The sequence below is a fragment of the Methylorubrum extorquens genome, from assembly GCF_024169925.1.
Classification (GTDB): Bacteria; Pseudomonadota; Alphaproteobacteria; order Rhizobiales; family Beijerinckiaceae; genus Methylobacterium; species Methylobacterium extorquens_A.
Genome location: NZ_JALJXF010000001.1, coordinates 1,799,043 through 1,822,680, shown reverse-complemented (window position 1 = coordinate 1,822,680; position 23,638 = coordinate 1,799,043). Strand labels below are relative to the sequence as shown.

General features: G+C 69.7%; 24 protein-coding genes. 6 read left to right on the top strand and 18 right to left on the bottom strand.

The genetic code is table 11. The features are described from left to right. Positions 1–12 precede the first annotated feature (12 nt). The 3 genes from J2W78_RS08670 to J2W78_RS08660 all read right to left on the bottom strand — a co-directional run bounded on the left by J2W78_RS08670 (position 13) and on the right by J2W78_RS08660 (position 3,445). The gene (locus J2W78_RS08670; protein WP_253369765.1) at positions 13–1,020 is read right to left on the bottom strand and encodes an NAD-dependent epimerase/dehydratase family protein; all 1,008 of its coding nucleotides are present in this window, start codon (positions 1,018–1,020) and stop codon (positions 13–15) included. A gap of 647 nt (positions 1,021–1,667) precedes the next feature. Beyond that, positions 1,668–2,447 (bottom strand): WecB/TagA/CpsF family glycosyltransferase, encoded by a 780-nt coding sequence (locus J2W78_RS08665; protein ID WP_253369763.1) that lies wholly within the window; start codon positions 2,445–2,447, stop codon positions 1,668–1,670. Next, positions 2,444–3,445: a UDP-glucuronic acid decarboxylase family protein gene (locus J2W78_RS08660; RefSeq protein ID WP_253369761.1), complete on the bottom strand. Its 1,002-nt coding sequence runs from the start codon at positions 3,443–3,445 to the stop codon at positions 2,444–2,446. The genes J2W78_RS08665 and J2W78_RS08660 overlap by 4 nt, the downstream gene beginning before the upstream one ends. Positions 3,446–3,895: 450 nt before the next feature. Between J2W78_RS08660 and J2W78_RS08655 the strand changes: the two genes are divergently transcribed. The 3 genes from J2W78_RS08655 to J2W78_RS08645 all read left to right on the top strand — a co-directional run bounded on the left by J2W78_RS08655 (position 3,896) and on the right by J2W78_RS08645 (position 7,106). Next, positions 3,896–5,260: a polysaccharide biosynthesis/export family protein gene (locus tag J2W78_RS08655; protein ID WP_253369759.1), complete on the top strand. Its 1,365-nt coding sequence runs from the start codon at positions 3,896–3,898 to the stop codon at positions 5,258–5,260. Positions 5,261–5,327: 67 nt separating this feature from the next. Continuing rightward, positions 5,328–6,737, top strand: coding sequence for a mannose-1-phosphate guanylyltransferase/mannose-6-phosphate isomerase (locus tag J2W78_RS08650; RefSeq protein WP_253369757.1), 1,410 nt, complete (start codon positions 5,328–5,330; stop codon positions 6,735–6,737). A gap of 9 nt (positions 6,738–6,746) precedes the next feature. Then, complete coding sequence (locus J2W78_RS08645; protein WP_253369756.1) at positions 6,747–7,106, top strand: hypothetical protein; 360 nt, start codon at positions 6,747–6,749, stop codon at positions 7,104–7,106. Positions 7,107–7,323: 217 nt separating this feature from the next. Here the strand turns inward: J2W78_RS08645 and J2W78_RS08640 are convergent, their stop codons facing one another. From J2W78_RS08640 to J2W78_RS08575, 14 genes are all read right to left on the bottom strand, one after another. Further along, complete coding sequence (locus tag J2W78_RS08640) at positions 7,324–8,013, bottom strand: response regulator transcription factor (protein WP_253369753.1); 690 nt, start codon at positions 8,011–8,013, stop codon at positions 7,324–7,326. Next, on the bottom strand, positions 8,010–8,621 hold the full coding sequence (locus J2W78_RS08635) for an MxaH protein (RefSeq protein ID WP_253369752.1): 612 nt from the start codon (positions 8,619–8,621) through the stop codon (positions 8,010–8,012). Before J2W78_RS08635 ends, J2W78_RS08640 begins: the two co-directional genes overlap by 4 nt. Beyond that, positions 8,618–9,574, bottom strand: a complete 957-nt coding sequence (locus J2W78_RS08630) for a YncE family protein (RefSeq protein ID WP_253369750.1) — start codon at positions 9,572–9,574, stop codon at positions 8,618–8,620. Before J2W78_RS08630 ends, J2W78_RS08635 begins: the two co-directional genes overlap by 4 nt. Continuing rightward, entirely contained in the window at positions 9,571–10,101 is a 531-nt protein-coding gene (locus J2W78_RS08625; protein ID WP_253369748.1) for an SRPBCC family protein, read from the bottom strand. Before J2W78_RS08625 ends, J2W78_RS08630 begins: the two co-directional genes overlap by 4 nt. After that, positions 10,101–11,111 (bottom strand): vWA domain-containing protein, encoded by a 1,011-nt coding sequence (locus J2W78_RS08620; RefSeq protein ID WP_253369746.1) that lies wholly within the window; start codon positions 11,109–11,111, stop codon positions 10,101–10,103. The genes J2W78_RS08625 and J2W78_RS08620 overlap by 1 nt, the downstream gene beginning before the upstream one ends. Then, on the bottom strand, positions 11,108–11,746 hold the full coding sequence (locus tag J2W78_RS08615; RefSeq protein ID WP_253374000.1) for an MxaK protein: 639 nt from the start codon (positions 11,744–11,746) through the stop codon (positions 11,108–11,110). The genes J2W78_RS08620 and J2W78_RS08615 overlap by 4 nt, the downstream gene beginning before the upstream one ends. Continuing rightward, on the bottom strand, positions 11,746–12,828 hold the full coding sequence (locus J2W78_RS08610) for a vWA domain-containing protein (RefSeq protein ID WP_253369745.1): 1,083 nt from the start codon (positions 12,826–12,828) through the stop codon (positions 11,746–11,748). The genes J2W78_RS08615 and J2W78_RS08610 overlap by 1 nt, the downstream gene beginning before the upstream one ends. 4 nt (positions 12,829–12,832) lie before the next feature. Beyond that, complete coding sequence (locus tag J2W78_RS08605; protein WP_253369743.1) at positions 12,833–13,756, bottom strand: nonribosomal peptide synthetase MxaA; 924 nt, start codon at positions 13,754–13,756, stop codon at positions 12,833–12,835. Between the two features lie 5 nt (positions 13,757–13,761). After that, positions 13,762–14,631, bottom strand: coding sequence for a DUF58 domain-containing protein (locus J2W78_RS08600; protein WP_253369741.1), 870 nt, complete (start codon positions 14,629–14,631; stop codon positions 13,762–13,764). Beyond that, positions 14,628–15,659, bottom strand: coding sequence for an AAA family ATPase (locus J2W78_RS08595; RefSeq protein ID WP_253369738.1), 1,032 nt, complete (start codon positions 15,657–15,659; stop codon positions 14,628–14,630). The genes J2W78_RS08600 and J2W78_RS08595 overlap by 4 nt, the downstream gene beginning before the upstream one ends. Before the next feature lie 177 nt (positions 15,660–15,836). Further along, positions 15,837–16,127, bottom strand: coding sequence for a methanol dehydrogenase [cytochrome c] subunit (locus J2W78_RS08590; RefSeq protein WP_253369736.1), 291 nt, complete (start codon positions 16,125–16,127; stop codon positions 15,837–15,839). A gap of 149 nt (positions 16,128–16,276) precedes the next feature. Next, the gene (gene moxG / locus J2W78_RS08585) at positions 16,277–16,870 is read right to left on the bottom strand and encodes a cytochrome c(L), periplasmic (RefSeq protein ID WP_253373999.1); all 594 of its coding nucleotides are present in this window, start codon (positions 16,868–16,870) and stop codon (positions 16,277–16,279) included. A 44-nt stretch (positions 16,871–16,914) separates the two neighbouring features. Continuing rightward, positions 16,915–17,793 (bottom strand): methanol oxidation system protein MoxJ, encoded by an 879-nt coding sequence (moxJ, locus tag J2W78_RS08580; RefSeq protein ID WP_253369734.1) that lies wholly within the window; start codon positions 17,791–17,793, stop codon positions 16,915–16,917. Between the two features lie 281 nt (positions 17,794–18,074). Beyond that, positions 18,075–19,955, bottom strand: coding sequence for a methanol/ethanol family PQQ-dependent dehydrogenase (locus J2W78_RS08575; RefSeq protein ID WP_003599114.1), 1,881 nt, complete (start codon positions 19,953–19,955; stop codon positions 18,075–18,077). A 370-nt stretch (positions 19,956–20,325) separates the two neighbouring features. On the opposite strand from J2W78_RS08575, the gene J2W78_RS08570 reads away from it, so the two are divergent. Further along, positions 20,326–21,207: a S1 family peptidase gene (locus J2W78_RS08570; protein ID WP_253369733.1), complete on the top strand. Its 882-nt coding sequence runs from the start codon at positions 20,326–20,328 to the stop codon at positions 21,205–21,207. 150 nt (positions 21,208–21,357) lie between these two features. Then, positions 21,358–21,555 (top strand): hypothetical protein, encoded by a 198-nt coding sequence (locus J2W78_RS08565; RefSeq protein ID WP_253369731.1) that lies wholly within the window; start codon positions 21,358–21,360, stop codon positions 21,553–21,555. Between the two features lie 111 nt (positions 21,556–21,666). Here the strand turns inward: J2W78_RS08565 and J2W78_RS08560 are convergent, their stop codons facing one another. Beyond that, positions 21,667–22,401, bottom strand: a complete 735-nt coding sequence (locus J2W78_RS08560; protein WP_253369729.1) for a DUF4336 domain-containing protein — start codon at positions 22,399–22,401, stop codon at positions 21,667–21,669. A 327-nt stretch (positions 22,402–22,728) separates the two neighbouring features. On the opposite strand from J2W78_RS08560, the gene J2W78_RS08555 reads away from it, so the two are divergent. Continuing rightward, entirely contained in the window at positions 22,729–23,628 is a 900-nt protein-coding gene (locus J2W78_RS08555) for an MBL fold metallo-hydrolase (RefSeq protein ID WP_253369728.1), read from the top strand. Positions 23,629–23,638: the final 10 nt, after the last annotated feature.

Sequence of the window (23,638 nt, the reverse complement as noted above, 5' to 3'; positions counted from 1 at the left end):
ATCGGCCCGCGCTTACTCGGCGGCCTGCCGGGGGGCGGTGTCCGCCTGTGCCGCCTGGGCCTGGACCTCCCGGATCTGCTCGTCGATCCAGCGGTAGGTCGGCTGCAGGCCCTCGCGCAGGTGGATGCCGGGCTCCCAGCCCAGAACCTCGCGCAGGCGGGTGTTGTCGCTGTTGCGCCCGCGCACGCCCTGCGGCTTGCTCAGGTCGAACGACTTGTGGATCGTCTTGCCGGAGACTTCGGCCACGAGATCGACGAGGCCGCTGATGCTGACGAGTTCATCCGTGCCGAGGTTGAGCGGCCCGTGATGGTCCGACTGCATGATGCGGTAGATGCCCTCGACGCAGTCGTCGACATACATGAACGAGCGGGTCTGCTGGCCGTCGCCCCAGATGTCGATCGTGCCGCCGTCGGGCGTGCGCGCGATCTTGCGGCAGAGCGCGGCGGGCGCCTTCTCCTTGCCGCCGTCATAGGTGCCGAGCGGCCCGTAGACGTTGTGAAAGCGGACGGAGCGGGTCGGGAAGCCGTAATCCTCGGTGAAGTACTGGCAGAGCTTCTCCGTGTAGAGCTTCTCCAGGCCGTAGCCCTCCTCCGGAGCCGCCGGGAAGGCATCCTCCTCCTTGAGCGGGATCACGCTCGGCACGTCCTGCAGGTGCTGCGGGTAGACGCAGGCCGAGGAGGAGAACAGGAACCGCTCGACCCGTGCGTCGAAGGCGGCCTTCAGCATCTGCGCGCTGATCATCGTGTTGTTGAACGTGATCGAGGCGTGTGCGCCGGAGATGTAGCCGATCCCGCCCATGTCGGCTGCGAGATTGTAGACTTCGTCGACGCCCTTCACCGCCTCGCGGCATTCCTCCAAGGACCGCAGATCGGCGAGCATGAACTCGTCGGCGTCGCTGTGCCCGAAATCGGGGTATTTAATATCGACGCCGCGGACGTGATAGCCGTGGCGACGCAGGTACGTCACCAGATGTCCACCAATGAAACCGCCGGCCCCGGTAACAACTGCGCTCTTCGACATGGGTGTGACGCCTTTTCTGCTTTGGCGCTTCCATTCTTATTTCGAGGGCGGTCTAAGCATATCTTCTCGATGGGCGATCATACTTTCGCGCTACGGTAATCCTTTGGGGCGCTGCGCGACCAAGTGGAGCCCGGCACGTCGAAAGAGAGCCTGATGGAGCGCGTGCCGGGTGCCCCGCAAGAGCCCCGCTGCTCGCGATATCGGCATGAGAAAGCCCCTTGAATGATGACAGCCGGAGACGTGGCCCGATCGTGTCGGATCGGGCCACGTCTCCGGACAGGGGCTGATGCGGTGACCGGTTGATCGCTTCGGGGCGTGCGGATCCCCCCTTTCCCCGCGTGCGGGAAGAGTCCCGGAGGCACCCTGCCGTGCCTGCGGGAAGCCGAAGCGGAGGTGAGGGGGCGCGCCGGAGGAGGCTGTTCCTGAAGCGCCCCCTCACCTTCGGCTGCCGCCTCGCTTCATGCCCCGACGAGGGGGCATGAAGCCCTCTCCCCGCGTGCGGGGAGAGGGGAGCCAACGGTGCCCGAAGCAATCAGCCGGAAACCGCAGGTAGCTCCTGTCTCTCACGAGTCTCCCCATCCGCGGAGGGCGTCAAGTTATTGCCGGGTATTGTTTCTTTGGAAGAGCGTCCCTCTCGGGGACGGTTTCTAGAACGATCGGCGCGGTCGCGACGGCGCGTTCAGGAGCTGGAACGCGGCGCGCAGCATGAATTCGGGCACGATCCGCCCGTAGCGGCGCGACAGCCGGCGCGGTTCGGTGCCGAGGCGGAAGGCCCATTCGAGCCCGCGCCGCTGCATCCAGGCCGGCGCCTGACGCTTGGTGCCGGCGAGGAAGTCGAAGGCCGCGCCGACGCCGACCATGACCGGCACATCGAGCCGGTCGCGGTGGCGCGCCATCCAGTATTCCTGCTTCGGGGTGCTGAGGCCCACCCACAGGATGTCGGGCGCCGCCGCGTTGATGCGCGCGATGATCGCCTCGTCCTCCTCCGGCGTGGCCGGGCGGAAGGGGGGCGAGAAGCTGCCGGCGACGGGCAGGTCGGGGAACTGCTCCGTCAGCCGCGCGGCCAGCCGCTCGGGCAGGCCGGAGCCGCCCCCGAAGTAGTATTGCCGGTAGCCCTTGCGGGCGGACAGGGCCGTGAGCGCGCGCATGAGGTCGGGTCCGTAGACCCGCTGCGTGTGCGGGAAGCCGAGTCGGCGCGCCATGAAGACCAGCGGCATCCCGTCCGGCGTGACGAGGCCGGCGCCCTCGTGGATCGCGCGCAAGGCGCGATCCGTCTGGCACTCGATGACGCCGTGGGCGCCGGTGATGCAGACGTAATGGCGCTGGCGGCCGAGGATCCAGTCCTCGACCGCCATCACCGCGTCGTCCAGGGTGATCGCGCTGACCGGCACCCCCAGGATCGGAACGCGGGGGAGGGGCACGCTCATGAGCCGGTCTTCGCGAGTTCGGGCAATGCCGGCTCGAACGGCGTCACGCTCGAGCCGGAGGCCGAGAGCAGCGCCTCGAAGTAGCCGATCGTCCGCGTCAGCCCCTCGTCGAGATCGACCTTCGGGGTCCAGTGCAGCATCGCCTTCGCCCGGGTGATGTCGGGGCAGCGCTGGCGCGGGTCGTCCTGCGGCAGCGGGCGGTAGACGATCTCCGAGCGCGAGCCGGTGAGCGCGATGATCCGCCCGGCGATCTCGGCGATGGTCACCTCGGTCGGGTTGCCGAGATTGACCGCGCCGTCGAGCGTGCCATCGACGTTCATCAGGCGCATCAGCCCCTCGACGAGGTCGTCGACGAAGCAGAAGGCGCGGGTCTGGCGGCCGTCGCCGTAGAGGGTGATCGGCTCGCCCCGCAGCGCCTGCACCACGAAGTTCGAGACGACCCGGCCGTCGTCGCGGTTCATCCGCGGCCCGTAGGTGTTGAAGATGCGCGCCACGCGGATCTGCACGCCGTGCCGACGCTGGTAGTCGAAGAACAGGGTCTCGGCGCAGCGCTTGCCCTCGTCGTAGCAGGCGCGCGGGCCGCTGACGCTGACGAGGCCGCGATAATCCTCCGGCTGCGGGTGCACGTCCGGATCGCCGTAGATCTCGCTGGTGGAGGCCTGGAGGATCGGGATGCCGAGCCGCTTGGCGAGCCCGAGCATGTTGATGGCGCCGATCACGCTCGTCTTCGTGGTCTGTACCGGGTCGCGCTGATAGTGGATCGGTGAGGCGGGGCAGGCGAGATTGTAGATTTCGTCCACCTCGACATGGAGCGGGAAGGTCACGTCGTGCCGCATGACCTCGAAGCGCGGGTTGCTCAGGTGCCCTGCCAGGTTCGCCCGGTCGCCCGTGTAGAAATTATCGACCGCGAGCACGTCATGCCCCTGCGCCACCAGTCGATCGCACAGGTGGCTGCCGACAAATCCGGCTCCACCCGTCACGAGGATACGCTTCTTCATCGCTCGACGTCTCCAATTGTCGGTCGATCCCAGCTTAGAAGACCTTGATCGGGTGCGGCATTGCTGTTTCGAGGAAGACGCGACGTCCTGCGTGCGAAGGCGGTCTACCGCGATCGGGAGGCGTGAGGCCCGTTCTTGCCGTGGGCCAAGCGGCGCGCGCGGAATCGGTTCCCAACCGCGCCGCGGCGCCGCAACCGGCCCCGTCGGACTAACCCGGTCGCGAACCCTCAGGTGACCGAATAGCCAGAGCCAACGGAGAGGAGCTCTGGCATTCAAACAGGGCGTCACGACAGCCCGGCCGCCTCCCGCTTCTCCCCGGCGCTCCCTCGAGCACGGAAGGCTTCGGGCAGGCACCGCCGGGGTACCGGCCGAGCGGGCAAGTCTCCCGAACGGCCGCGTCGCCGGCCGGCGCCCGGCAAGCGGACTGCAAGCGGCCCGAGAGGCGAAGGCATGCTCGATTTCAGGACATTGCGGTTTCGGGACGGCGAGGGGCGCCGCGCAGCGCTCGGCGCCATGCTCGGCTCGGGCCTCGTGCTCCTTCTCGCGAGCGCCCCCCTGGCCGCCGAGGCGCAGGCTCCGGAGGCCTTGCCGGAGCCCTCCGCCGAGACCGCGCTGCTGCTGTCGAGCGGCGACAAGGTGACGATGGTCGTCTTCGGCCAGACAGACCTGACCGGCGAGTACGTGGTCGATGCGGTGGGCGACCTAAACCTGCCGATGGTCGGGCGCGTCCGGGTCGCCGGGCTGTCGTCCGAGCAGGCCGAGACCCTGGTGCGCACCCGACTCAACGACGGTTACCTGCGCTCGGCCACCGTCAGCCTGCGGCTGTCCGAGATGAAGCCGGTCTACGTGCTCGGCGAGGTGCGCTCGCCCGGCAGCTACACCTACCGCTACGGCCTCACCGTGCTCGGCGCGGTGGCGCTCGCCGGCGGCGGGCGGGTCGGCGACCGCTCGATCACCGAACTCAAGGGCGAGGTGCTGACCGCGCGCGAGCGTCTGCGGAGCCTGGAACTCGCCCGGCTCGCCCAGCGCGCCCGGCAGCTTCGGCTGGAGGCCCAGCGCGACGGACGCGCAAGCTTCGTCTCAGACGAGCTGATCGGTCCGGAGGCGACGGCGCTGCTGCGCGGCGAGCAGGAGATCTTCTCGCTCCAGCGCGAGACGGAGCGGAGCGAAATCGGTCTGATGCGCCAGCAGGTCGAGCGGCTGGAGACCGAGCGGACGTCGCTGACCCAGCAGCGGTCCCTGATCGAGGAGCAGGTGAAGCTGACCGAGGCCCAGGTCCGCAACTATGCGCGGCTGACCGATAACGGTCACGGCCTGCAGACGATCATGGTGGACCGGCAGCGGGAGAACGCCCGGGTGCGGGCGGAACTCGCCCGGATCGACGCGGAACTCGCCCGCAACGGCACCGCCACCGGCGAAATGACCCTACGCCAGCGCGACACCGAGAACGGCCATCGCCGCCGGGTCGTGGCCGACCTTCAGGCCACCCGGCAGCAATTGCTGGAGACGGAGGCGAGCCTGCCCATCGCCCGCGACCTCTTGGAGAGCCGCGCCCGGCGGCTTGCTGCCTCCGACGGCGGCACCGAGGCTACCGGCTGGGCCGTCGAGGTGACGCGGACCCTGCGCGACCGGGCGGTGACGTTCCGGGCCAGCCTGACCTCCGTGCTGCTTCCGGGCGACGTCGTGCAGGTCTCGCCCGCCAAGGCCGGCACCGGAGAGGCGCCGGCCCCTGCCCCCGCCCGTGGCGGGGCGGCCGCTCCCGGCCCCGTCTCGCAGGCGGCACCCGCCCTGCGCAGCGCGGTCGAAACCCCCTGACCCCTTTTCCCAAGTCCCTTTTTCCAAGCCCCTTTTCCCAAGTCCCAGCACAAAAGGACGCCCGTCGATGCCTGCACGGATCCAGCCCGTCATCCTCTGCGGCGGCTCGGGAACGCGGCTCTGGCCCACCTCCCGCAGCTCGATGCCGAAGCAGTTCGTGCCCCTGCTCGGGCCGCACTCGACCTTCCAGCAGACCCTGATGCGGCTCCAGGGCCCGCTCTTCGCCCGGCCGATCGTTGTGGCGAACCGCGATCACCGCTGCCTCGTCGAGAAGCAGGCGGCGGCCATCGATGCGGGCGTCACCCTGCTGCTGGAGCCGGAGCGCCGCGATTCCGGCCCGGCGATCCTGGCCGCCTGCACCCTGGTGGCGCGGCAGGATCCGGACGCGGTGGTGCTCGTGCTGCCCTCCGACCACATCGTCACCGAGCCGCGGGCCTTCCGCCGGGCGGTGGCCTCCGCCCTGCCGGCGGCGCGGGCGGGGCGGCTCGTCACCTTCGGCATCGAGGCGGATCACGCCAGCACCGAATATGGCTGGATCCGGCCCGGCACGCGCGTCGAGGCGCGCTGCCATGCGGTCCACACCTTCGCCGAGAAGCCGGATGCGGCCCGTGCCGCGACCTACCTCTCGGACCGCTGGCTATGGAACTCCGGCAACTTCCTGATGCGCGCGGACACCCTGTGCGCCGAGTACGCCGCGTTCGATCCCGGCACGGCGGCCGCCGCCGCGCGGGCGGTCGAGGCCGCCGCCGACGAGGGCGGGGCGGTCGCCCTCGACGCCGAGGGGTTTGCCGGCACCCACAAGACCTCCCTCGACTTTGCGGTGATGGAGAAGACGAGCCGCGCCGCGGTCGCGCGGATGCGCTGCGGCTGGTCGGATGTCGGCAACTGGAACGCGCTCTGGGCGATCAGCGAGCGGGACGACCTCGGCAATGTCAGCCGCGGCGCGGCCGAGCTGTTTGACACCGAGGGCTGCTTCGTCTCCTCGGAGGGGATGGTGACCTCGCTCGTCGGCGTGCGCGACCTCGTGGTGGTGGCCGAGAAGGACGCGATCCTGGTGGCCGACCGCAGCCGCTCCGGCGACGTGCGCAAGATGGTCGAGATCCTGCGCAGCAAGGGCCGGCCCCAGGCCGAGTGGCACGCCTCCTCGCACCGCCCCTGGGGTAGCTACCGGGTGCTGGAGGCCTCCGACGGCTTCCAGGTCAAGCGGATCACCGTTGCACCCGGCGGCCGGCTCTCCCTTCAGAAGCATCGCCACCGGGCCGAGCACTGGGTCGTGGTGCGCGGCTGCGCCCGGGTCACCGTGGACGACACGGTCGCCGATTACCGCGAGAGCGAGCACATCTTCATCCCGCTCGGCGCCATCCACCGCCTCGAGAATCCCGGCAACGACGATGTCGAACTGATCGAGGTGCAACTCGGCAGCTACCTCGGCGAGGACGACATCGTCCGCCTCGAGGACGCCTACCACCGCGCCTGACCGCTCGCCATGACAGCCCCCGAGGAGCGGATAACGGAGACCGGACCGGACGCCGCGGCGTCCGAGCCGGCGGAGCACGGCGCCCTGACCCGGCACTGGGACAGCCTGGACGGGGACGCCGCCGCGTTGCTCGGCGCGGTGGAGCGGAACCTCGATCGGGGCCGGGACCGCGGGCCGGAGGAGGGCCGCCGTCCGGCCCCGCTCGGCGGGGAGCTGCACCGGCCCCGCCTCAACGGTCCGACGCGCACCGCGAGCCAGCCCGATCGGCCGAAGCGCTGGATCACCGCCATGCTCGCCGCGGCGGCCCTGACGTTGCCCTTCGCCACGCCCGCGGGCGATGCCAGCCCGCGGGCCCCGTTCGCCGAGTGACGGCGATCCAACCCGCCCCTCATCCTTCGAGGCCCACTGTCGCGGGCACCTCAGGAGAGGGTGAGGACGGGATGACTGTTCGCTTGCCCGCCGGCCGCCCCTTCGAACGGACTCATACCAAATCCGGCTGATCCCTTCGGGATGGCGGATTTGGGCTTCGCTCAGGCGCCGCGCGGGCTGAGCGATACGATCCCCGCTTGGATCAGCGGAAACCGTATCACAGCAGCGCGTTGCGCCGGTTGACCGCGATCTGGACCAGGCCGGCGCGCGACTCGACGCCGAGCTTCTTGCGCATGCTGGAACTGGCATTGATGATCGTGCGGTAGCTCACCGCCATGGCGCTGGCGATGGCGTCGTAGGATTTGCCCTGGCTCAGCAGCGACAGGATCTGCAATTCGCGCGCGCTCAAGGTGGCGAGCGGGGCGGGCCGGGCGCTGCGGTTCAGCATCGCCACGTCGGTGGCGAGCGCGTGCGGCAGGTAGCCCTGCCCGGCATGGACCGCGTCGAGAGCCTCGATGAAGGCGTCCGATCCGGCATCCTTGAGCGCGAAGCCGAGGGCGCCGCTCTCCAGGGCGCGGGAGACCAGCACCGGGTCGGCATGCATGCTGAAGACGAGGATGCGCGCGGCTGGATCGAGCGCCCGGATGCGGCGGATCAGCGACAGGCCGGACAGGCCGTCGTCGCGAAAGCTCAGATCGGCCACGACGAGGGCCGGCCGGTGCCGGTGGAACAGGCGGTAGCCCGAGACGATGTCGGCGGCCTCGTAGACTCGGGCCACGCCCGCGGCTTCCGCCAGCCGGCGCACCCCCTGCATCACGATCGGGTGGTCGTCGATGACGAGCATCGTCTCCGGACGCACCGGCAAGGTCCGAGGCAGGGGCCGGGCGGAGGCACGTCCATCACTCAAGGCCGCCCTCCCGTCTGTTTTTCCGTTTCCCGGGGCGGATCGGGCGGCATCTCCGGCGCGGCGATGTCCGGCCGCTCGCGGGCTTCGAGGCGGGTGAGGGCGGTGGCGTGGTCGGCGCCCTGGGCGCGGGTGTTGTAGTAGTGCTGGCACATCTCGCCGTAGAGACTCTTGTGGCGCCCCCGCACCGACGCGATCGCGCCGAGGCCGTCGATCAAGCCGCGATAGGATTCCGTCTTGCCGATCTCGGACAGCATCTGTCCGAGTTGCACCGTGCGGTTGGCGATCATGCGCTTGTCTTCCACGAAGGCGCTGCGCGCCCGGTCGAGGGATTCGCGCAGTTCCCTGACTGCAGCCGCGTCGCCGGGCAAGGGGTGTCCCGCCTCGCGTCCCGCGAGCCAACGGGCAGGATCCGTGCCGTCGGTGGGCGAGAGCCAGTCGGGCAGGTGGTCTTCCGCGGTCGAGGCGACGATGGCTGCATCATCGCCCCGGTCGGGCGCCGCGTTCGACGCCTCGCCGGAGGTTTCGCCGCGGTCGCAGGCGGAGAGGAGAAGCAGGGCGGCGAGCCCGGCCGCAAGACCGACAAAATGACCGGCGGCGAGCGGTCTCATTGCAGGGTTTCCTTCGCCGGGGCGGCGATCGCGAGGCTGCGCGGGCCCTCGGCGACCGGCAATTGGGTGAGTTCCTTCAGCGTGGCGAGATCGATGACGGACACGGTGTCGGAGAACCAGTTCGCCACGTAGGCCTTTCCCCCCTCGATCACGATGCCCTCCGGGTAGCGGCCGACGCCGACGGTCGCCGCGGTTGCGAGCGTGCCCGCATCGAGCACGGTGACCGTTCCGGCATGCTGGTTGGTTACGAACACCCGCGCCCCGTCCGGGCTCACGGCAATGCCGTAGGGCATGGCGCCGGCCGGCACGGTGGCGAGTGCCTTGAGCGCCCCCGTGTCGATCACGGTGAGGTCGTTGCTGCGCACGTTGCCGACATAAAGGCGGCGCTCGTCCGGGCTGAGCGCCAGGGCGAAGGGGGCGGTGCCCACGGGAATCGTCGCGAGCCGCGTCATCCGCGCCCCGTCGAACACGCTGACCGCATGGCTCTCCCGGTCGGCGACGTAGAGCCGGCCGGCCCGGTCGAGGGTGATGTGCGCCGGATCCCGGCCGGTCTCGGCGGAGGCCTCGACCGTGCCGTCCGCGACCGAGAGCCGATCGACGCGGTTGCCCGACCAGTCGTCGACGAACAGAGTCCGCCCGTCGGCCGAGGCGGCGAGGCCGAAGCCCTGGCCCTTGTAGGGGAGGCGGCGCAACACCGCCCCCGTGGCGGCGTCGGCGACCGTGATCGCGTGTCCGTCGGGATGGCTGAGGAACACCAGCCCGCCGCCCGCCGCCACCGTCGCGGGGGCAGAAGCGACGGTGGCGTGGCCCGCGACCGCGCCCGCCTCGACGCGCGTGACCTGCGCCCCCTGCTGGCTCGCGACGTAGACCGTCGCAGCCTGAGCCGGTTGCCCGGCGGGCAGGCCGGTGAGGGCGAGCGGGAGGATCAGCGCGGCGAGGGCGGGACGGATCATTTTGCCTTGCCACCCTCCACGGCCGCCTTCAGGCCCTTCAGTCCCTCGGAAAAGTACGTGTTCATCGCCGCCTTGCCGGCCTCGTCGCTGAGGTTCTCCGGCGGCTCGTTGCCGGTATCGCCGCGATAGAAGCGGCCCATCCACTCGACCTTGGAGCCGTCGCCCTCCGGGCTCACGGTGAAGGTCGCCGAGTAGGACGAGACCGGCAGTGCCTTCAGGTCCGGCTCGCCCATCCGGTAGGAATAGGTGCGGCCCTCTGCCTTGTACTCGTCGAGGCTCTCCTCGATCTTACCGCCGCTCTTGAAGGTGAGGGTGCGGGTGCCGCCATCCTTCGAGCCGCTGCCGTCCGCCTTCTCGATCGCCGGGTGCCACTTTCCGATGCCGGCGAAATCGCCCGCCACCTTCCACACCGCGTCCGGGCTCGCCTTGATCGTGATCGATTGGGAGACCTTCTGCGGGGTCGGGCCGTGGGCGAGTGCGGCGGTCGCGGCGAGCGCGAGCGGAAGAACGAGAAGGGACAGACGCATTATGACATCCTGCTGGGGGTGGAGGGTGTGAAGCGGGCGCGGCGCGCACCCGCGAGGAAGACGGCGAGCACGAGGGCTAGAGCCGCCGCACCGAGGAAGGGGCGGAGGTCGAGCCGGCTCGGAAGGGGGCGCGGCGTGGCGGCCGCGAGGAGGGGGGCGCGCAGGTCCGGCCCGTCGAGATGGGCGTAGGCGAGGCCGGTCTGGGCGGCCAAAGCCTTCAGATGCGGCTCGCGCACGGAGGAAAGATGCTCCTCGCCGCGCGCCGCCGCGCCGCCGAAGGGGGCATTGCGCGGGTTGTAGCCCTCGCGCGATTCCGCGTCGGCCGGCGGCGGGCCGAAGCGGTTCTCCTGCTGCACGTCGGTCTCGGCGTAGAAGCCGGTCTCGCGGCCGCGATCGTTGAATTTCGGGATCGGCGCCAGCGCGTGGCCGCCCGCCCCGACGATCAAGCCGCGCACCGCCCCCGGCTTGCCCTCGAAGGGCGGGATGCCGTTGGCCGGCAGCGGTGGCGTCTCCTGGCCGTCGGTGATGAACAGGAGGTCGGCGTCGAGTTCGCCGGCCATGGTGATGGCCCGGTGCAAACCAGAAGTGATACGGCTGTCGCCCTCCCAGGCCATGCGCCAGTCGAGCGCCGCGATCGCCCCGTCGAGCGGCGCGAAATCGGCGCAGACCTCGATCGGCGCGAACAAGAGGAAGGGACGCCGCTCGGTGAACAGGGCAAGCGCGAGGCGCGAGCCGCAGGGCAGTTCGGGGATCAACGCGCGCAGGGCCGCCTTGGCGGTGTCGAGCCGGCTCGCCGGGCGCCCATCGCTTGTATAGTCGCGCACGTTCATACTGCCGGTGATGTCGACCACCGCCAGCACCGCCACGCCCGAGCGGGTGAGCGGCAGCGGCGGCACGACGATCGCGAGCACCGCGAGAAGCAAGGCTGCGGCGAGCGCCTGGAAGCGGCGGTCGCGCAGGTTTCTGGCGAACGGAAGCTCGGCCCAGGCGCTGGCCCCCGGCCTCCTCATGGCCCGCCTCGTGGCTGGCCGGGGATGTCGGTCCAGATCTGCTTGGGCTCGGCCTTCAGCTCGTCGCCGAACTTGCGGTCGAATTCCGGGAAGTCGCGGATCAGGCGCGAGGCGACATCGAAGTTGAACTTCGCGTCCCAGAAGTCGGGCCGGGCCTGAAGCGCCCGGCGGTAGTCTTGGCGTGCGAGCGTGACCTGCGGGCCCGCCTTGTCGAGTTCGCTGCGCTCGATCAGCCGGAAGGCTTCGCGGATGCGGGCATTGGCGACGATGTAGCGGGCGCGCGCCGCCGCGTCGGCGGATCGCCGATGGTCGAGGGTCTCCAGCAGCGGCTCGGCCTCACCGAGGCGGTCACGAAACGCCAGGAATTTCGTGCGCGCGACGAGGAGAGCGTCGGGGGCGTCCGGCGGGACGGCGATGTCGCGCCCCGTTTCCAGCTCCGCGATGACCGCATTGGTGCGCGCGTCCCGCCAGGCTGTGAGCGCGAGGGCCGCGGCGGCGGCGAGCAGCAGGATCGGCAGCAGCACGAGCCCGTAGGGGCGAAAGAGGCGCCAGCCCTGCGCTGCGCCCGCACCGATCCGGGCGCGCAGGGATGGGGAAGGGGATTGGGAATGCGCGTGGGAGAGGGCGGAGGGCATCATGCGGCGGCCCTTTTCGAGACGGCGACCGCCTCACCAGTGGCGGGAGCCGGATCAGCGGGGCGCCGTGACGGCGCCCGCGCCGACACGTGGACAAAATCCGTCTCCGCCAGCTTGGCCAGCACGAGGAGGAGCAGGCCGAAGGCCGCCAGCGCGTAGGCCCAGCCGGTGAGGTCGCGGCGCGGGCGCTCCTCGGTATAGGGGATGGGGTCGCGCTCCAGCGCCTCGATCTGGCGCACGGCATTCGCCACCGCGTCGGCGCCCTCGGCCTCGAAGGCGCGGTAGGGCACGCCGAGGCTCTTGAAGAACAGGTCGAGATGACGCTCGGGCGCGGCCTGCGGCGTGTCCTCGCCCGCAGGCTTGTCATAGATCGAGGGCGAGCCCTTGGTACGCAGGAACAGCCAGTAGAGGTTCGGCTGCACCTTCGTGAACTCGGCGCGCAACTGCCCTTGGATGCGCGGATCGATCACCGCCGCGCCGTCCGAGACCAGCAGCAGGGCGCGCGACACCCCCGGGGCACCCGCCCCGAACTGCGACAGTGCCATCCCGAGGCCGCGGGCGACGTTGGTGTAGTCGAGGCCGGGGCGGTCGATGGCGGCGACCGCCGCGCGCACGGCATCGTGCCGGTCGGTCATCGGCACCACGAGCATCGGCGCGGTCGAGAAGGCGGTCACCGCGAACTGATCGTGGGCGCGCTCGCCGACGAAGTCGCGCAGGATGCGCCGGGAGGCGGCGGCCTTCGATTCCTCCGCTCCCGAGGGCTGCCGGCCGGCAAAGGTCTCGTTCATGCTGCCCGAGCGGTCGATCAGCATCGAGATCTGGGCGCCGATGCCGGTGCGGGTCACGCGTTCGCCCGCGCGGTACGGCCCGGCCAGCGCCAGGACGAGGCCGCCGACCGCCAGCATGCCGGCGGCGGTCAGGGCGATCCGCAGGCCGGAGGAGAGCGGGTCCTCGGGGGCCGCCGCGACCGACGAAACCGCGCTGCGCCGGGTGACGGACAGGAGCAGCGGCAGCAGCGCCAGCGGCAGGAGCCACAGCAGCCAGGGCGTGGCCACGCCGAGTGCGGGGAGGAGCGCCGTCACCGGGTCACGCGCTCCGCTCGACCGCGCCGAGCCGGCGCAGCAGCGCCTCGGCTTCGGGCAGGGGCAGCGTCGTCCCGGCCCCGGCGGTGTCCCGGCCGAAGAAGGCCAGCCGCGAGGCCGAGAAGAACTTTTGGAGGCCGCTCGCCTGTCCCCGGAAGGCGGGATGGCGGCCGAGGAAGTCGGGCAGGTCGTCGGCGAGCACTCGGCGTCCGTCGGTCGCGTCGAGGCCGCGATGCAGGGCGAGCAGCGCCTCGCGGTAAAGGGCTTCCCCCTGCGACTGCCGCTTCGCCCGGCCGAGTGCTTTCAGCGCCTGCGCGAAGGGCCGACCGCGGCGGGTCCCAAAAATCCACCACGCCCGGTCATAGGCGAGCAGCCCCAGCGCCAGGACGGCGAGCGCCAGGAAGCCGGCGGCGGAGGCCAGCGTCGGCTGCGGATCGAGGCGCGGGGCGCGCCCGTCGGGCCGCAGGTACTCGGCCGGGTCGTCGCGCCGCTCGGGCTGCACCTCGCGCAGGGGCGAGACGCCGATCTTCCAGGTGGGCACCTGCGCCACCGCCGTGGTCGATCCGTTCGTGCCGGCGCTCTCGACGGTGACGGGGAAGCCCGGCACGTCGAGGGTGCGGGCATCGAGCGCGACGTAGAAGTCCTGATAGGTCAGGCGCAGCCGGATCACATGCGCGCCGTCGGCAGCCCGGCTTTCCTCCGTGCGCACGTCGCGCAGGTCGAGCCAGTAGGTGACCGGGCCGGGCTTGGGCAACGACGGGCGCTGCAGAGTGAAGCCGGGATCGGTGCGGATCTCAGCCTGGACCTGCACGAGGTCGCCCTGGAAATAGCCGAAAGCGCGGGGCGTGCGCAGCTCGACGCTGCGCACCTGGGCGGCGGCCGGCAGCGACACCAGCGCGAGGAGGATGGCGAGGGGAAGCGCGCGCATCGCTCTCACGTCGTCATCAGGTGGCGGCTCAGCGCCTCGGCGTCGAAGCGGTCGGCGAGCCGGAAGGGCGGACGGGCGAAGGGAGCGCAGATCCGGCGCAAGCGTTCGACGCGCTCGGCCTCGCGGGCGATCCAGCGGCGGCGCAGGGATGGGCGCAGGAACACGAGGCGTCGCCCAGCGCCCTCCAGGTCGTCGAGTTCCACGAGGCCCCAGGCCGGCAGGTCTTCGGCCTCGGCGGAATCGGCAAGCAGCACCGGGGTCACGTCGTGCAGTGCCAGCGCCGAGAACACCCCTTCGATCAGCCCCTCGGGCCAGCGGAAATCGGAGACGAGGAAGATCAGCTTCGGGCGCCCGGCGAGGCGGCGCGCGGCCTCCAGCAGGCCTTCGGCGCCGTGCCCATCGCAGGTCGCCTCGCGCAGGCGCGCGGCGGCGGCCTGGGCGGCGGCGCGGTGTCGGGTCGCGGGCAGAGTGAGGTCGTCGCGCAGGGTGTCGTCGCAGGCGATCACGCCGAAGCCGTCGCCGATCCGCGTTGCTGAGCGGGCGAGCGTGGCGCAGAAGGTTTGCGCCAGTTCGCGCCGGTCGGCCCGGCCGCGGAAGCGCATGGAGGCGGAGAGGTCGACCAGCGCGTAAGTCTCGACCGGGCTGCGCGCCTCGAAGCGGCGCACGAACACGCCCTCGAACGGGTCGCGGAGCGACGCGCGCAGGTCGATGCGCCGGGCATCCGGCAGGCGCGCGAAACTGACCTGATCGCGGAACGTGCCGAGGCCGCCGGCATCGCGCCCGCGATGGGCGCCGACTCGGTGTCCGCCGGGTCGCCAGCGCGGCAGATAGATGATGTCGGCCCCATCGTTGACCCCGTCCTCCGGGCCGCTCACGGGGCGGGCACCGTCTCGAACACGGCGCGGATGAGGTCGGGCACGATCTGCGCGCGCCGCATCTCGTAGACGGGTTCGAGGAAGACGCGGTGGGCCATCACCTCGGGGAAGACGGCGCGGATATCCTCCGGCACCAGCCAGTCCCGGCCCTCCAGCCAGGCGCGGACGCGGGCGGCGCGCACGAGGAAGGCGACGCCGCGGGGCGAGGCGCCGCCCTGGATGAGGCGGTCCATGTCGATGCCGGGCAGGCGGATGCCGGCGGGGCCGGGACGCACCAGCGCCTCCCACAGGCCGACGACGTAGGCCTCGATCGCCGGCTCGGCCGAGATCGCGTGCTGGATCGCGCTGGCGATGGTGCCGATGCGCTCGAAATCGAGCACGCCGGCCGCGACCTCTTCGGTGAGCCGGTCGGTGTCGTGGAAGCGGGGATCGAACACGAGGTCGCGGCGGGCCTGCGCGTCGCGCGGCGCCTCCATGCCGATCTCCATGAGGAAGCGGTCGCGGGCGGCGGCCGGAAGCTCGAAGGTCTCCTCGCGCTCAACCCGGTTGCGGTCGGCGAAGACCTGAAGGTTGGGGAAGCGGTATTCTCGGTTGAAGGCGGTGACGCTGCGCTCGGCCATGATGCGCAGCAGCAGTGCGTGAACCTGGGGCCGGGCGCGGTTGATTTCGTTGAAGAAGAACACCGAGAGGTCTTCGGCCCGCCGCAGCACCGGGCCGGGCTCGACCCGCGGGCGGCCGTCCTCGCCGAGATAGGTGTGATAGATCAGATCCGTCGGCATCATGTCGACGGTGCCCTCGACGCGCTCGTAGGCGCCGCCGAGGCCGCGGGCGACCGCGCGCAGCAGCGTGGTCTTGCCGACGCCGACATCGCCTTCGAGCATGACATGGCCGCGGGCGAAGATCGCGATCGTCAGGAGGCGGATCGCCCGTTCCTGGCCGACGACGGCCTTGCCGATCTCGCGCTCGAAGCGCGCGGCGGAATCCCGCCAGTCGGTGAGCATGGCGTCGCCGGGGCGCAAGGTGTTCATTCGGCGGTTGGCCTTTGTTTGCCGTCTTGGGCGCCCCAGGCGCCATGGGCCGCCGCCACCTCCGCTCCGTTTTGGAGACGGATCGGGGCAGGGCCTGTCCGGATGGGGCGCCGGGCGGTGCCTCCTGGACCACCCCCGCCCCGAACCCCTCCCCGCGAGGGGAGGGGACAAAACGGCTCAGTTTGCCGCGATCTTGCTGACGTCGTACTCGAACTTGCCGGTCTTCTTGAAGTTCTCGACGCGCTTCTTGTTGCGCTCTTCCATCTGCTTGATGGAATCGGCCTGCTTGTTCAGCTCCTTGGGATCGTGCTTGGGATCGTACTTGGAGCCGGCGATCTTCTCGGGGAAGCCGGGCTTCGGCTCCCAGCAATTGCCCGCGGCCTTGCACTTGGTGCCGTCATAGGCGAGCGCCGGGGCGGCGAGGCCGGACAGGGCGATGGCCGCGGCGGCGATGAGAGTGGTCTTCATGGTTTCCTCCACTTTGTGAGACTTGCTCTTGACTGAGCCTGCTCTTCTTGGGGCTTGATCGTCCGGGGATCTCGCCGCGAGCGGCGATGCGATCCCACGGCCCGCCCCCTCGATCGCGCCGGTTCGAGCCGGCCCGAAACCCGAAAGGATCACTCCTCCAGCGGCTTGCACTGGCCCTTGGCGTCCTTCGGGATGACTTCGCCCTGCTTGTAGGGCGTGTAGACCTTCTTCTGCTCGTCGTTCAGCCACACGGCGTCCTGCTTCGGCCCCGTATAGAGGTGACGAATCCAGGCGATGGTCTGCAGCATCTCGTCGGGCGTCAGATTCTCGTTGTGCGGGCCCATCATGCCGTTGGCGCCGCCGAAGATCGTGGCGAACAGGCCCACATCCGTCGTGTTGGACGGGTAGGTCCAGTAATTGTCGTTCAGCCCCGGTCCGAGCTTACCCTCGGCGAGGTGGCCGTGGCAGCCCGAGCACGAAGTCGCGAACAAGCTCTCGCCGTTCCGCAGGCAGGACTTGTCGTCGATGTAGCTGTTCTCGCCGGTCTCGAGGAACTTCTTCACGGCGGGCGTGTCGCGGCCGCCTTCCTTGCCCTGCGTGACGTCGAGCGCCTCGCCGGTCACGGTGTTGCGGAAGGTCACGCCCGTCTGCGGTCCGGCCTGGGGCTGCGCCAGGGCCGGCAGAGAGCCGCCGACGAGCGCGAGGCCGAGGAGGGCGGCACCGATCTTTGTCCGGTTCATCATCGTCTTGTTCTTGGTCCTCATCGCAATCGGGATCGTTCGACGGATCAGTTCGAGACGGGCAGCACGGGGACGCCCTCCTCTTTCAGGATCGCCTCGATCTTCGGCTTGGCCTTTTCCAGGGCGGCGTCGATCTCCGCCTTCAGGGCGGTGTCGTCCTTGCGCACGCCCATCGACTGGTCGAAGCTCTGCGGCATCTTCTGGCCGTCGCTGCGCGCAGTGTCGTCGGGCACCGGGGTCATGCGCAGCTTGGTCGAGGAGTCGCGCACGTAGCGGGCGACGTCGGGCCCGAAGGCCACGCCAACCTCGGCCTTGCCGGTGGCCACCTCGCTCACCATCCGGCCCGGATCGATCTGGGTGTACTGGTTGCGCGGCGCGCGGAAATTCACCAGCGAGTAGAGGTAGGCCATATCCTCTTCGTAGCGGCCGATATCCTTGAGCATCGCCTCGCCGGGCGTGCCGAAGCCGACCACCATGTGGCTCACTTCCTTCAGCCGCGGATCGGACCAGGACTTGATGTCGAGATCCTTGTCGGCGCGGGTGAGGAAGACGTAGCCCGAGCGGTAATAGGGCTTGCTGGCCAACACACGCGGGTCGTCGGCATCGAGCCCGATCACCACGTCGCAGGTCTTCTTCTCCAGCCCGTCGCGCACGAGGTAGATCGCCGGCTTGCCGAGCCACACGAACTGGGCTTTGCGGCCCATCGCCTCGGCGACGGCGGTGGCGATGCGGTTCTCGAGGCCCGAGCCGTCCTTGATCGAGAGCGGCGGCTGCTCGGCAGCGCAGACGCGCAAGGTCCCGGCATCGGGTTTCGCGGTCTCGGCGGCCTTCGAATCCTGCGCCAGGACGGGCGCGCACAGACCGGTCAAGGCAGCGAGGGCGACGGCCGAGGCGACGGCCCGGCGGCGTCCGTTCACGAGCGACATCTTCGTTTCCTCTGGATTATTCTTATCGAGTCTTGGCGCGGGGTCTCTCGGCGCGGACCTGTTTCGTCCATCCTCGCATCGCGCATCTCCCGTGCAGAACAGGATGGGCGGCCCTCTGCCGGCCCGGCACCGTCCTGCGAAGAGGGGCGGGGAGCGCCGACCGATCGCGGAGCCCGCGAGAGGCCAGCGCTCCCTCAACCCAGCCCCTCCCCCGGGCGAGGGGGGGAGGGGCGGTCGTCATTCGCCGTCAGGCGGCACGGACCTTCGGTCCGATGGTCGCCTTACTTGGCGGCCGACTTCCACTCGCCGACGTTCGGATCGTCGTAGGGGCCCTTGCCGTCGAGCGAGAACACCACCACGCCGCCACCCATCTGGGTGTAGTTGGCGAGCTTCTTGAAGGCACCCACCGCGCCGAGGCCGGCGGTCGGGTCGGCGAGGTCGAACACGAGGCCGACACCCGGCCAGCCGCCGACGCCGTAGTAGATGGCGACGTACTGCGTGCCCTTGTGGGTGTAGGTCATCGGGTAGCCGATGGCGCCGGACGGGATCTTGAACTTCCAGAGAAGGTCACCCGTGTCGGAGTCACGCGCCTTCAGGTAGCCGTCGAGCGTGCCGTAGAAGACGAGGTCGCCCGCAGTGGCCATGGTGCCGCCCCACACGGCGAAGCGCTCCATCTTCTCCCACTTATAGTCGCCGGTGATCGCGTTGTACGCCTTGATCTGGCCGAGACCTTCGTAGTTCTGACGGTCGCCCTTCGGGCCCGGATACATGTTCAGCGTCGCACCGACGAAGAACTGACCCGCACGATAGGGAAGCATGAAGGGCTCCCAATCCATGCAGATGTGGTTGATGCCCATGAAGAACAGTTCACGCTTCGGATCGTACGAGTCGTGACCCTGGTTGTGGTAGCCCATCGCCGAGGGGCAGATGTCCTTGGCGAGGTGGTCCATCCGGGTGCCGTACTCCGGATCGCGCACCGGCTGGCCGGTCTTGAGATCGACCGACTTGAACACGTTGACCGTGTCGTCGAGCTTGTTCGCCGAGACGAGCGCGCCGTCGGTGCGGTCGAGCGTGTAGACGATGCCGTTGCGGTCCGGGTGGGTCAGCAGCTTGCGGGCCTTGCCGTCCTTGTCCTTCTGCTCGGAGAGCATCATGACGTTGACGCCGGCGTAGTCCCACTCGTCGTGCGGGGTCTTCTGGTAGCCGAACTTGGCTTCACCCGTATCGGCGTCGCGGCCGAAGATCGTCATCGTCCACTTGTTGTCGCCCGGACGCATGGTCTCGTTCCACGGCGCCGGGTTGCCGGTGCCGAAGTAGATCAGGTTCGTGCCCGGATCGTAGGCGTACCAGCCCCAGTTGGTGCCGCCGCCGATCTTCCAGGCATCGCCCTCCCAGGTCCCGGTGCCGAGGCCCTTCTGACCGTAATGGGGGTTCTTGATGTTGAAGTCGGAGGCCAGCAGCAGGTCCTTGTCCGGACCCGTGGCGTAGGCGCGCCACACCTGCTCGCCGGTCTTCACGTCGTAGGCGGTCAGGTAGCCGCGCACGCCGAGCTCGGCGCCCGAGGAGCCGATGATGACCTTGTCCTTGACGACGTAGGGGGCGATCGTGAGCGTCGAGCCGACCTTGATGTCGGAGTTCTCGACCTTCCACACCGTCTCGCCGGTCTCGGCGTTGAGGGCGGCGACGTTGCCGTCGAGCTGGGTCTTAAGGATCAGCGCCGGGGTCTTGCCGTCGCCGGGCCAGTAGGCGAGGCCGCGGTTGACGAGGTCGCAGCAGGCCACCGCGCGGGCGGCCGGGTTCTGCTTCGGCTTGTCCTGCCACAGGATCGTGCCCGGATCGTCGAGGCCGAGAGCGAAGGTGTTGTTCGGGAACGAGGTGTGGATGTACATCTTGCCGTCGACGACGAGCGGCGCGCCCTCGTGGCCGTTCAGAAGGCCGGTCGAGAACGTCCAAGCCGGCCGAAGCTGCTTCACGTTGCCCTTGTTGATCTGCTTCAGGTCGCTGAAGTTGTTTGAATCGTAGTTCTTGCCGGGCATCACCCAGTTGTCGTCGCTCTTCGACAGCTCGACCAGCTTATCGTTGGCGTAGGCCCCGCTCGACAGCGCGGCCGGCGCGAGCGCCAGCATCGCCAAGGCCGAGACTGATGTCACAAACCTGCTCATCCTGCGTCTCCTCGCTGAACCGCCTCGCCTTTCGGCCTCGCGGTATCTCTCAGACGTTCTTCTGAGGTTCCAGGACCGCTCGGAAGTCCTTCGAAGTGCCGCACCGTAGATCTAAGAACATTCTTAGATTTTCGCGGTCTTATGAAAGACTTATTAGCGTCCCTTCGCCTATATTTTCTAGGCTTTGATTGGACGCGATGTCTTTAGCTGGTCGGACATTTCTTATCAGGAAGATAAGGCAATCATAAATGTGCCAAGGCGTAGTGTCGCAACGTGTTGGCCTTGTCTTGACCGGGGGCGGGACCCGTCGCACCGTGGCCTTCAACGGGCCCTCGCGAAGCGGCCCGACCGAGTGGGAGGCTTTTCGGCCATGGCGCAGGGGCAGCGCGCGCGGGGCGGTCTAGCGGTGTGTGGGTTCTTCGCCCTCGTGGCGTGGGCTGGCACCGCACGCGGAGACGATGCGCCGCACCCGCCGCCCGATGCACCGGCCCGAACACAGACGCGAGACGTCACCGAAATGGCCGCGCTCTATCCACAGGACGGGCGCCGCGACCTGACCAGCAGTGATCGGGCCCGCTATCCGGGGGCGGGTGTCCTCTGGTGCCGCCGTTCGGACGGCGTGCCGCAGAAGGCGGCCGCCGCGTGGCTGATCGGCACGCCCTCGCTCGTGATGCTGAACGCGCACAACTTCCGCAACCGGCAGCTCGAAACGACGCGACAGGTCGGCGACTGCTACTTCCAGATTGGCGGGCGCAACTATGATTTCGTTGCCGACAGCCTGCATCTCGGCGTCGCTGCGGACGCGACGCGCCTCCACATCACCGACGACTGGGCGCTCCTGCGCCTCGTGCGGCCGGCCGAGGCACTGCGCCAGCCGCTGCCCGATGCGCCCCCCGACCTTTCCACCGGGGACCTGTCGCTCGCCGTGACCCTAGTCGCCCCCGGCGGCCACCAGAACTACCGGGGTGACAGCAGCCTGGAGACCTGTACGGTGCGCCGGATCGATCCGCCGACGGAAGGCGGCATCCGGCGGGCCCGCCACGACTGCAACGACGGCTATGGCGGCTCGGGCTCGGGGCTGTTCGACGAGGCGGGGCGGCTTGTCGCCATGCAGAGCGCCTCGCTCTCCATGAACTCCCGGCACGCCTTCGACATCGAGTTCCATTACGGCTCCGCCCTGCTCATCGAGGGCGCGTTGCTCGACGCCCTGCGCCGGGCGCAGCGGGAGGACACGCCGCCGCAGGCACCGTAAGCCGCGACCCGTACCGGCTCTGGAAAGCAAAGGATTCCCACAGGCAAGCCCGGCCCCGCTTGCGCGGGTGAGACAGGATGCGCCTGGAACACCCTCCGAGAAGCCCGGTTGCCCGGACTCAAACCGAAGACACCGGGAGACGACGTTCGCATGTCGAAGCATCTGAAGACGGATACGCCGAGCGATGCCGACCTGAAGGGTAATCCGGGCATCGGGCAGTCGAAGGGACTGACCGGAACCGACCCGGAGATGATCGAGGGGGATTCCACCTTCGAGGGCGATGTCGAGAACGAGACCACGCCGGAGGGCGGGGTCGACCCCGATCACCGCGGGCGCACGAACGCCTGAGCGATCGGCGGGGAAGCGCCGGGCTGGTCTTAAACTGCCTCACAAAACTCCCGGTCCTCGACCGTTCTCGTTCCAGCGACGACAGCGCGGCGGGAATCTTGTGAGAGATATTTAGTCGAGCAACCAGCGGAGGGAGCGGCGCAGCTCGGCTGTGCCGTTCCGATCGAACCAGGCGCCGTGGCTGAACACCACCCGCTCCGGCGAAAAGTCGACGAGTGCAGCGGCGGCACGGGCCGCGTCGCGCTTGCGCAGGCGCACCACGAGCCTGAGATAGATCGGCGCCCGCCCATCGGGTGCAGTTGCCCCGGCGATCCGCAGGAGCGGGCGCAGCAGGGGCGGGAGCTTATCCGGTTCCAGGTTCAACACGAGGTCGGTCAGGATCAGCGTGGCCGAGGCGGCGTGGAAGAAGGCCACTTCTCGGAAGCCGAAGCCGCCGGGTACGACCACCTGCGAAAGGTCGTCGGCCCATTCGGGCGGCGGCGCGTCGCCGAGATCCCGGTCGAGCCGCACGCCCGCCTGACGGACCTGCCGGCGCTCGCGCAGGTTCGGGGCGGCCCAGGTCAGGGCCTGCGGGCAATGCCGCTGCCATTCCTTCAGATAGGTCCAGTGCCCGATATTGGGCGCGACGAGGTGGCGAATCGGCCCGAGCACCTCGATCTCGCGGTGCAGACGCGCGTCGTAGCGGGTCGGCGAGTGCAGCCATAGGCCGCCATCGGCGAGCCGCACCACGGTCATGCGCACGGGCAGCGGCAGGCCGGCGGCGTGGATCGGGCCGCTGTCCACGATCCACAGGCCGAAGGCTACGGGTTTGAGCCTGTCGAGGGGCGGATAGGTGGGATCACTCACGGCATCGGGTCCGGAATCGAGGGCTTTGCGGGAGGCCGGTTATGGAGCCGCCGCTCGGCAGCCGCGTGACAGGCGCATCGAAGGCGGCACGGGACATCATGAGCACGGTGACGGACCCTGAACGCGTATAGGCCGGGTCGCCCCGGTGGCCGATAGGCTTCCAACCGGAGCGCGCACACTCGGTTTCCGAATGAATGCCCCCGCGGCCGCCGTTTCTGTCCTGTCGCGGTGCGGGAACAAAGCTTTCGCCCCGGCCTTCCCGTGACGACCCTTCCCGCAGGCCGGAGCGCTCACCGGCTCCCGTCTTCCCTCGCATAGGAGAAGGCCATGGCGCAGCAGATCCCGATCAGCCGCGAGGCCCGTGCCGACGATCCGCGGGCCGATGCCGAGCGCGACGACGGCACCCACGAGATCGCGCCCGATCTCGCCTATCGCCGCCTCGTGCTGGCCAACGTCGTGTTCGTCGGTTTCTCCGGCGCGGGTGACCGCAACTGGGTCCTCGTCGATGCCGGCATTCCGGGATCGAAGGCCGCGATCCGCAGCGCCGCCGCCGCCCGCTTCGGCGAGGGTGCGCGCCCGGCGGCCATCGTGCTGACCCACGGCCATTTCGACCATGTCGGCGTGCTGGAGGATCTGGCGGAGGAGTGGGACGCACCGGTCTACGCCCATGGGCTCGAACGCCCCTTTCTCGACGGCAGCGCCGCCTACCCGACGCCGGATCCGAGCGTCGGTGGAGGCCTGATGGTGCGCATCGCGCCGCTCTACCCCACCAAGCCCGTGGATGTGTCGTCGCGCCTGCAAGTTCTGCCCGCCAACGGCAGCGTGCCGCCGATGCCGGGCTGGCGCTGGCTCCATACGCCGGGCCACGCGCCGGGTCACGTCTCGTTCTGGCGCGAGGCCGACGGCAGCCTGATCGCGGGCGATGCCTTCGTCACCACCGCCCAGGAATCGGCCTATGCCGTGATCACACAGGCGCCGGAGGTGCACGGCCCGCCGATGTATCTGACCCTCGATTGGCCGGCCGCGGGCGCCTCCGTGCGCAGCCTTGCCGCCCTTAAGCCCGAACGTGTGGTAACCGGCCACGGACGCGCCCTCCACGGGCCGGAGCTGCGCCGCGGCCTCGATGCGCTGGCGCAAGATTTCGAACGCGTCGCCGTGCCGGATCAGGGCCGCTACGTCGAGACCCCGGCGCGGGCCGAGGATGGCTCCGCCTACCGCTCGCCGTGAGGTCGGCGTC

Coding starts and splice junctions, on each gene's coding strand:
- J2W78_RS08615 (WP_253374000.1), bottom strand. CDS start 11,746: ATGCCCTCCGCCCTCTCCCACGCGCATTCCCAATCCCCTTCCCCATCC.
- J2W78_RS08645 (WP_253369756.1), top strand. CDS start 6,747: ATGACAGCCCCCGAGGAGCGGATAACGGAGACCGGACCGGACGCCGCG.
- J2W78_RS08620 (WP_253369746.1), bottom strand. CDS start 11,111: ATGAGGAGGCCGGGGGCCAGCGCCTGGGCCGAGCTTCCGTTCGCCAGA.
- J2W78_RS08650 (WP_253369757.1), top strand. CDS start 5,328: ATGCCTGCACGGATCCAGCCCGTCATCCTCTGCGGCGGCTCGGGAACG.
- J2W78_RS08595 (WP_253369738.1), bottom strand. CDS start 15,659: ATGAACACCTTGCGCCCCGGCGACGCCATGCTCACCGACTGGCGGGAT.
- J2W78_RS08605 (WP_253369743.1), bottom strand. CDS start 13,756: ATGCGCGCGCTTCCCCTCGCCATCCTCCTCGCGCTGGTGTCGCTGCCG.
- J2W78_RS08630 (WP_253369750.1), bottom strand. CDS start 9,574: ATGATCCGTCCCGCCCTCGCCGCGCTGATCCTCCCGCTCGCCCTCACC.
- J2W78_RS08590 (WP_253369736.1), bottom strand. CDS start 16,127: ATGAAGACCACTCTCATCGCCGCCGCGGCCATCGCCCTGTCCGGCCTC.
- J2W78_RS08635 (WP_253369752.1), bottom strand. CDS start 8,621: ATGAGACCGCTCGCCGCCGGTCATTTTGTCGGTCTTGCGGCCGGGCTC.
- J2W78_RS08625 (WP_253369748.1), bottom strand. CDS start 10,101: ATGCGTCTGTCCCTTCTCGTTCTTCCGCTCGCGCTCGCCGCGACCGCC.
- moxJ (WP_253369734.1), bottom strand. CDS start 17,793: ATGTCGCTCGTGAACGGACGCCGCCGGGCCGTCGCCTCGGCCGTCGCC.
- J2W78_RS08665 (WP_253369763.1), bottom strand. CDS start 2,447: ATGAGCGTGCCCCTCCCCCGCGTTCCGATCCTGGGGGTGCCGGTCAGC.
- J2W78_RS08670 (WP_253369765.1), bottom strand. CDS start 1,020: ATGTCGAAGAGCGCAGTTGTTACCGGGGCCGGCGGTTTCATTGGTGGA.
- J2W78_RS08655 (WP_253369759.1), top strand. CDS start 3,896: ATGCTCGATTTCAGGACATTGCGGTTTCGGGACGGCGAGGGGCGCCGC.
- J2W78_RS08570 (WP_253369733.1), top strand. CDS start 20,326: ATGGCGCAGGGGCAGCGCGCGCGGGGCGGTCTAGCGGTGTGTGGGTTC.
- J2W78_RS08565 (WP_253369731.1), top strand. CDS start 21,358: ATGTCGAAGCATCTGAAGACGGATACGCCGAGCGATGCCGACCTGAAG.
- J2W78_RS08555 (WP_253369728.1), top strand. CDS start 22,729: ATGGCGCAGCAGATCCCGATCAGCCGCGAGGCCCGTGCCGACGATCCG.
- moxG (WP_253373999.1), bottom strand. CDS start 16,870: ATGATGAACCGGACAAAGATCGGTGCCGCCCTCCTCGGCCTCGCGCTC.
- J2W78_RS08575 (WP_003599114.1), bottom strand. CDS start 19,955: ATGAGCAGGTTTGTGACATCAGTCTCGGCCTTGGCGATGCTGGCGCTC.
- J2W78_RS08660 (WP_253369761.1), bottom strand. CDS start 3,445: ATGAAGAAGCGTATCCTCGTGACGGGTGGAGCCGGATTTGTCGGCAGC.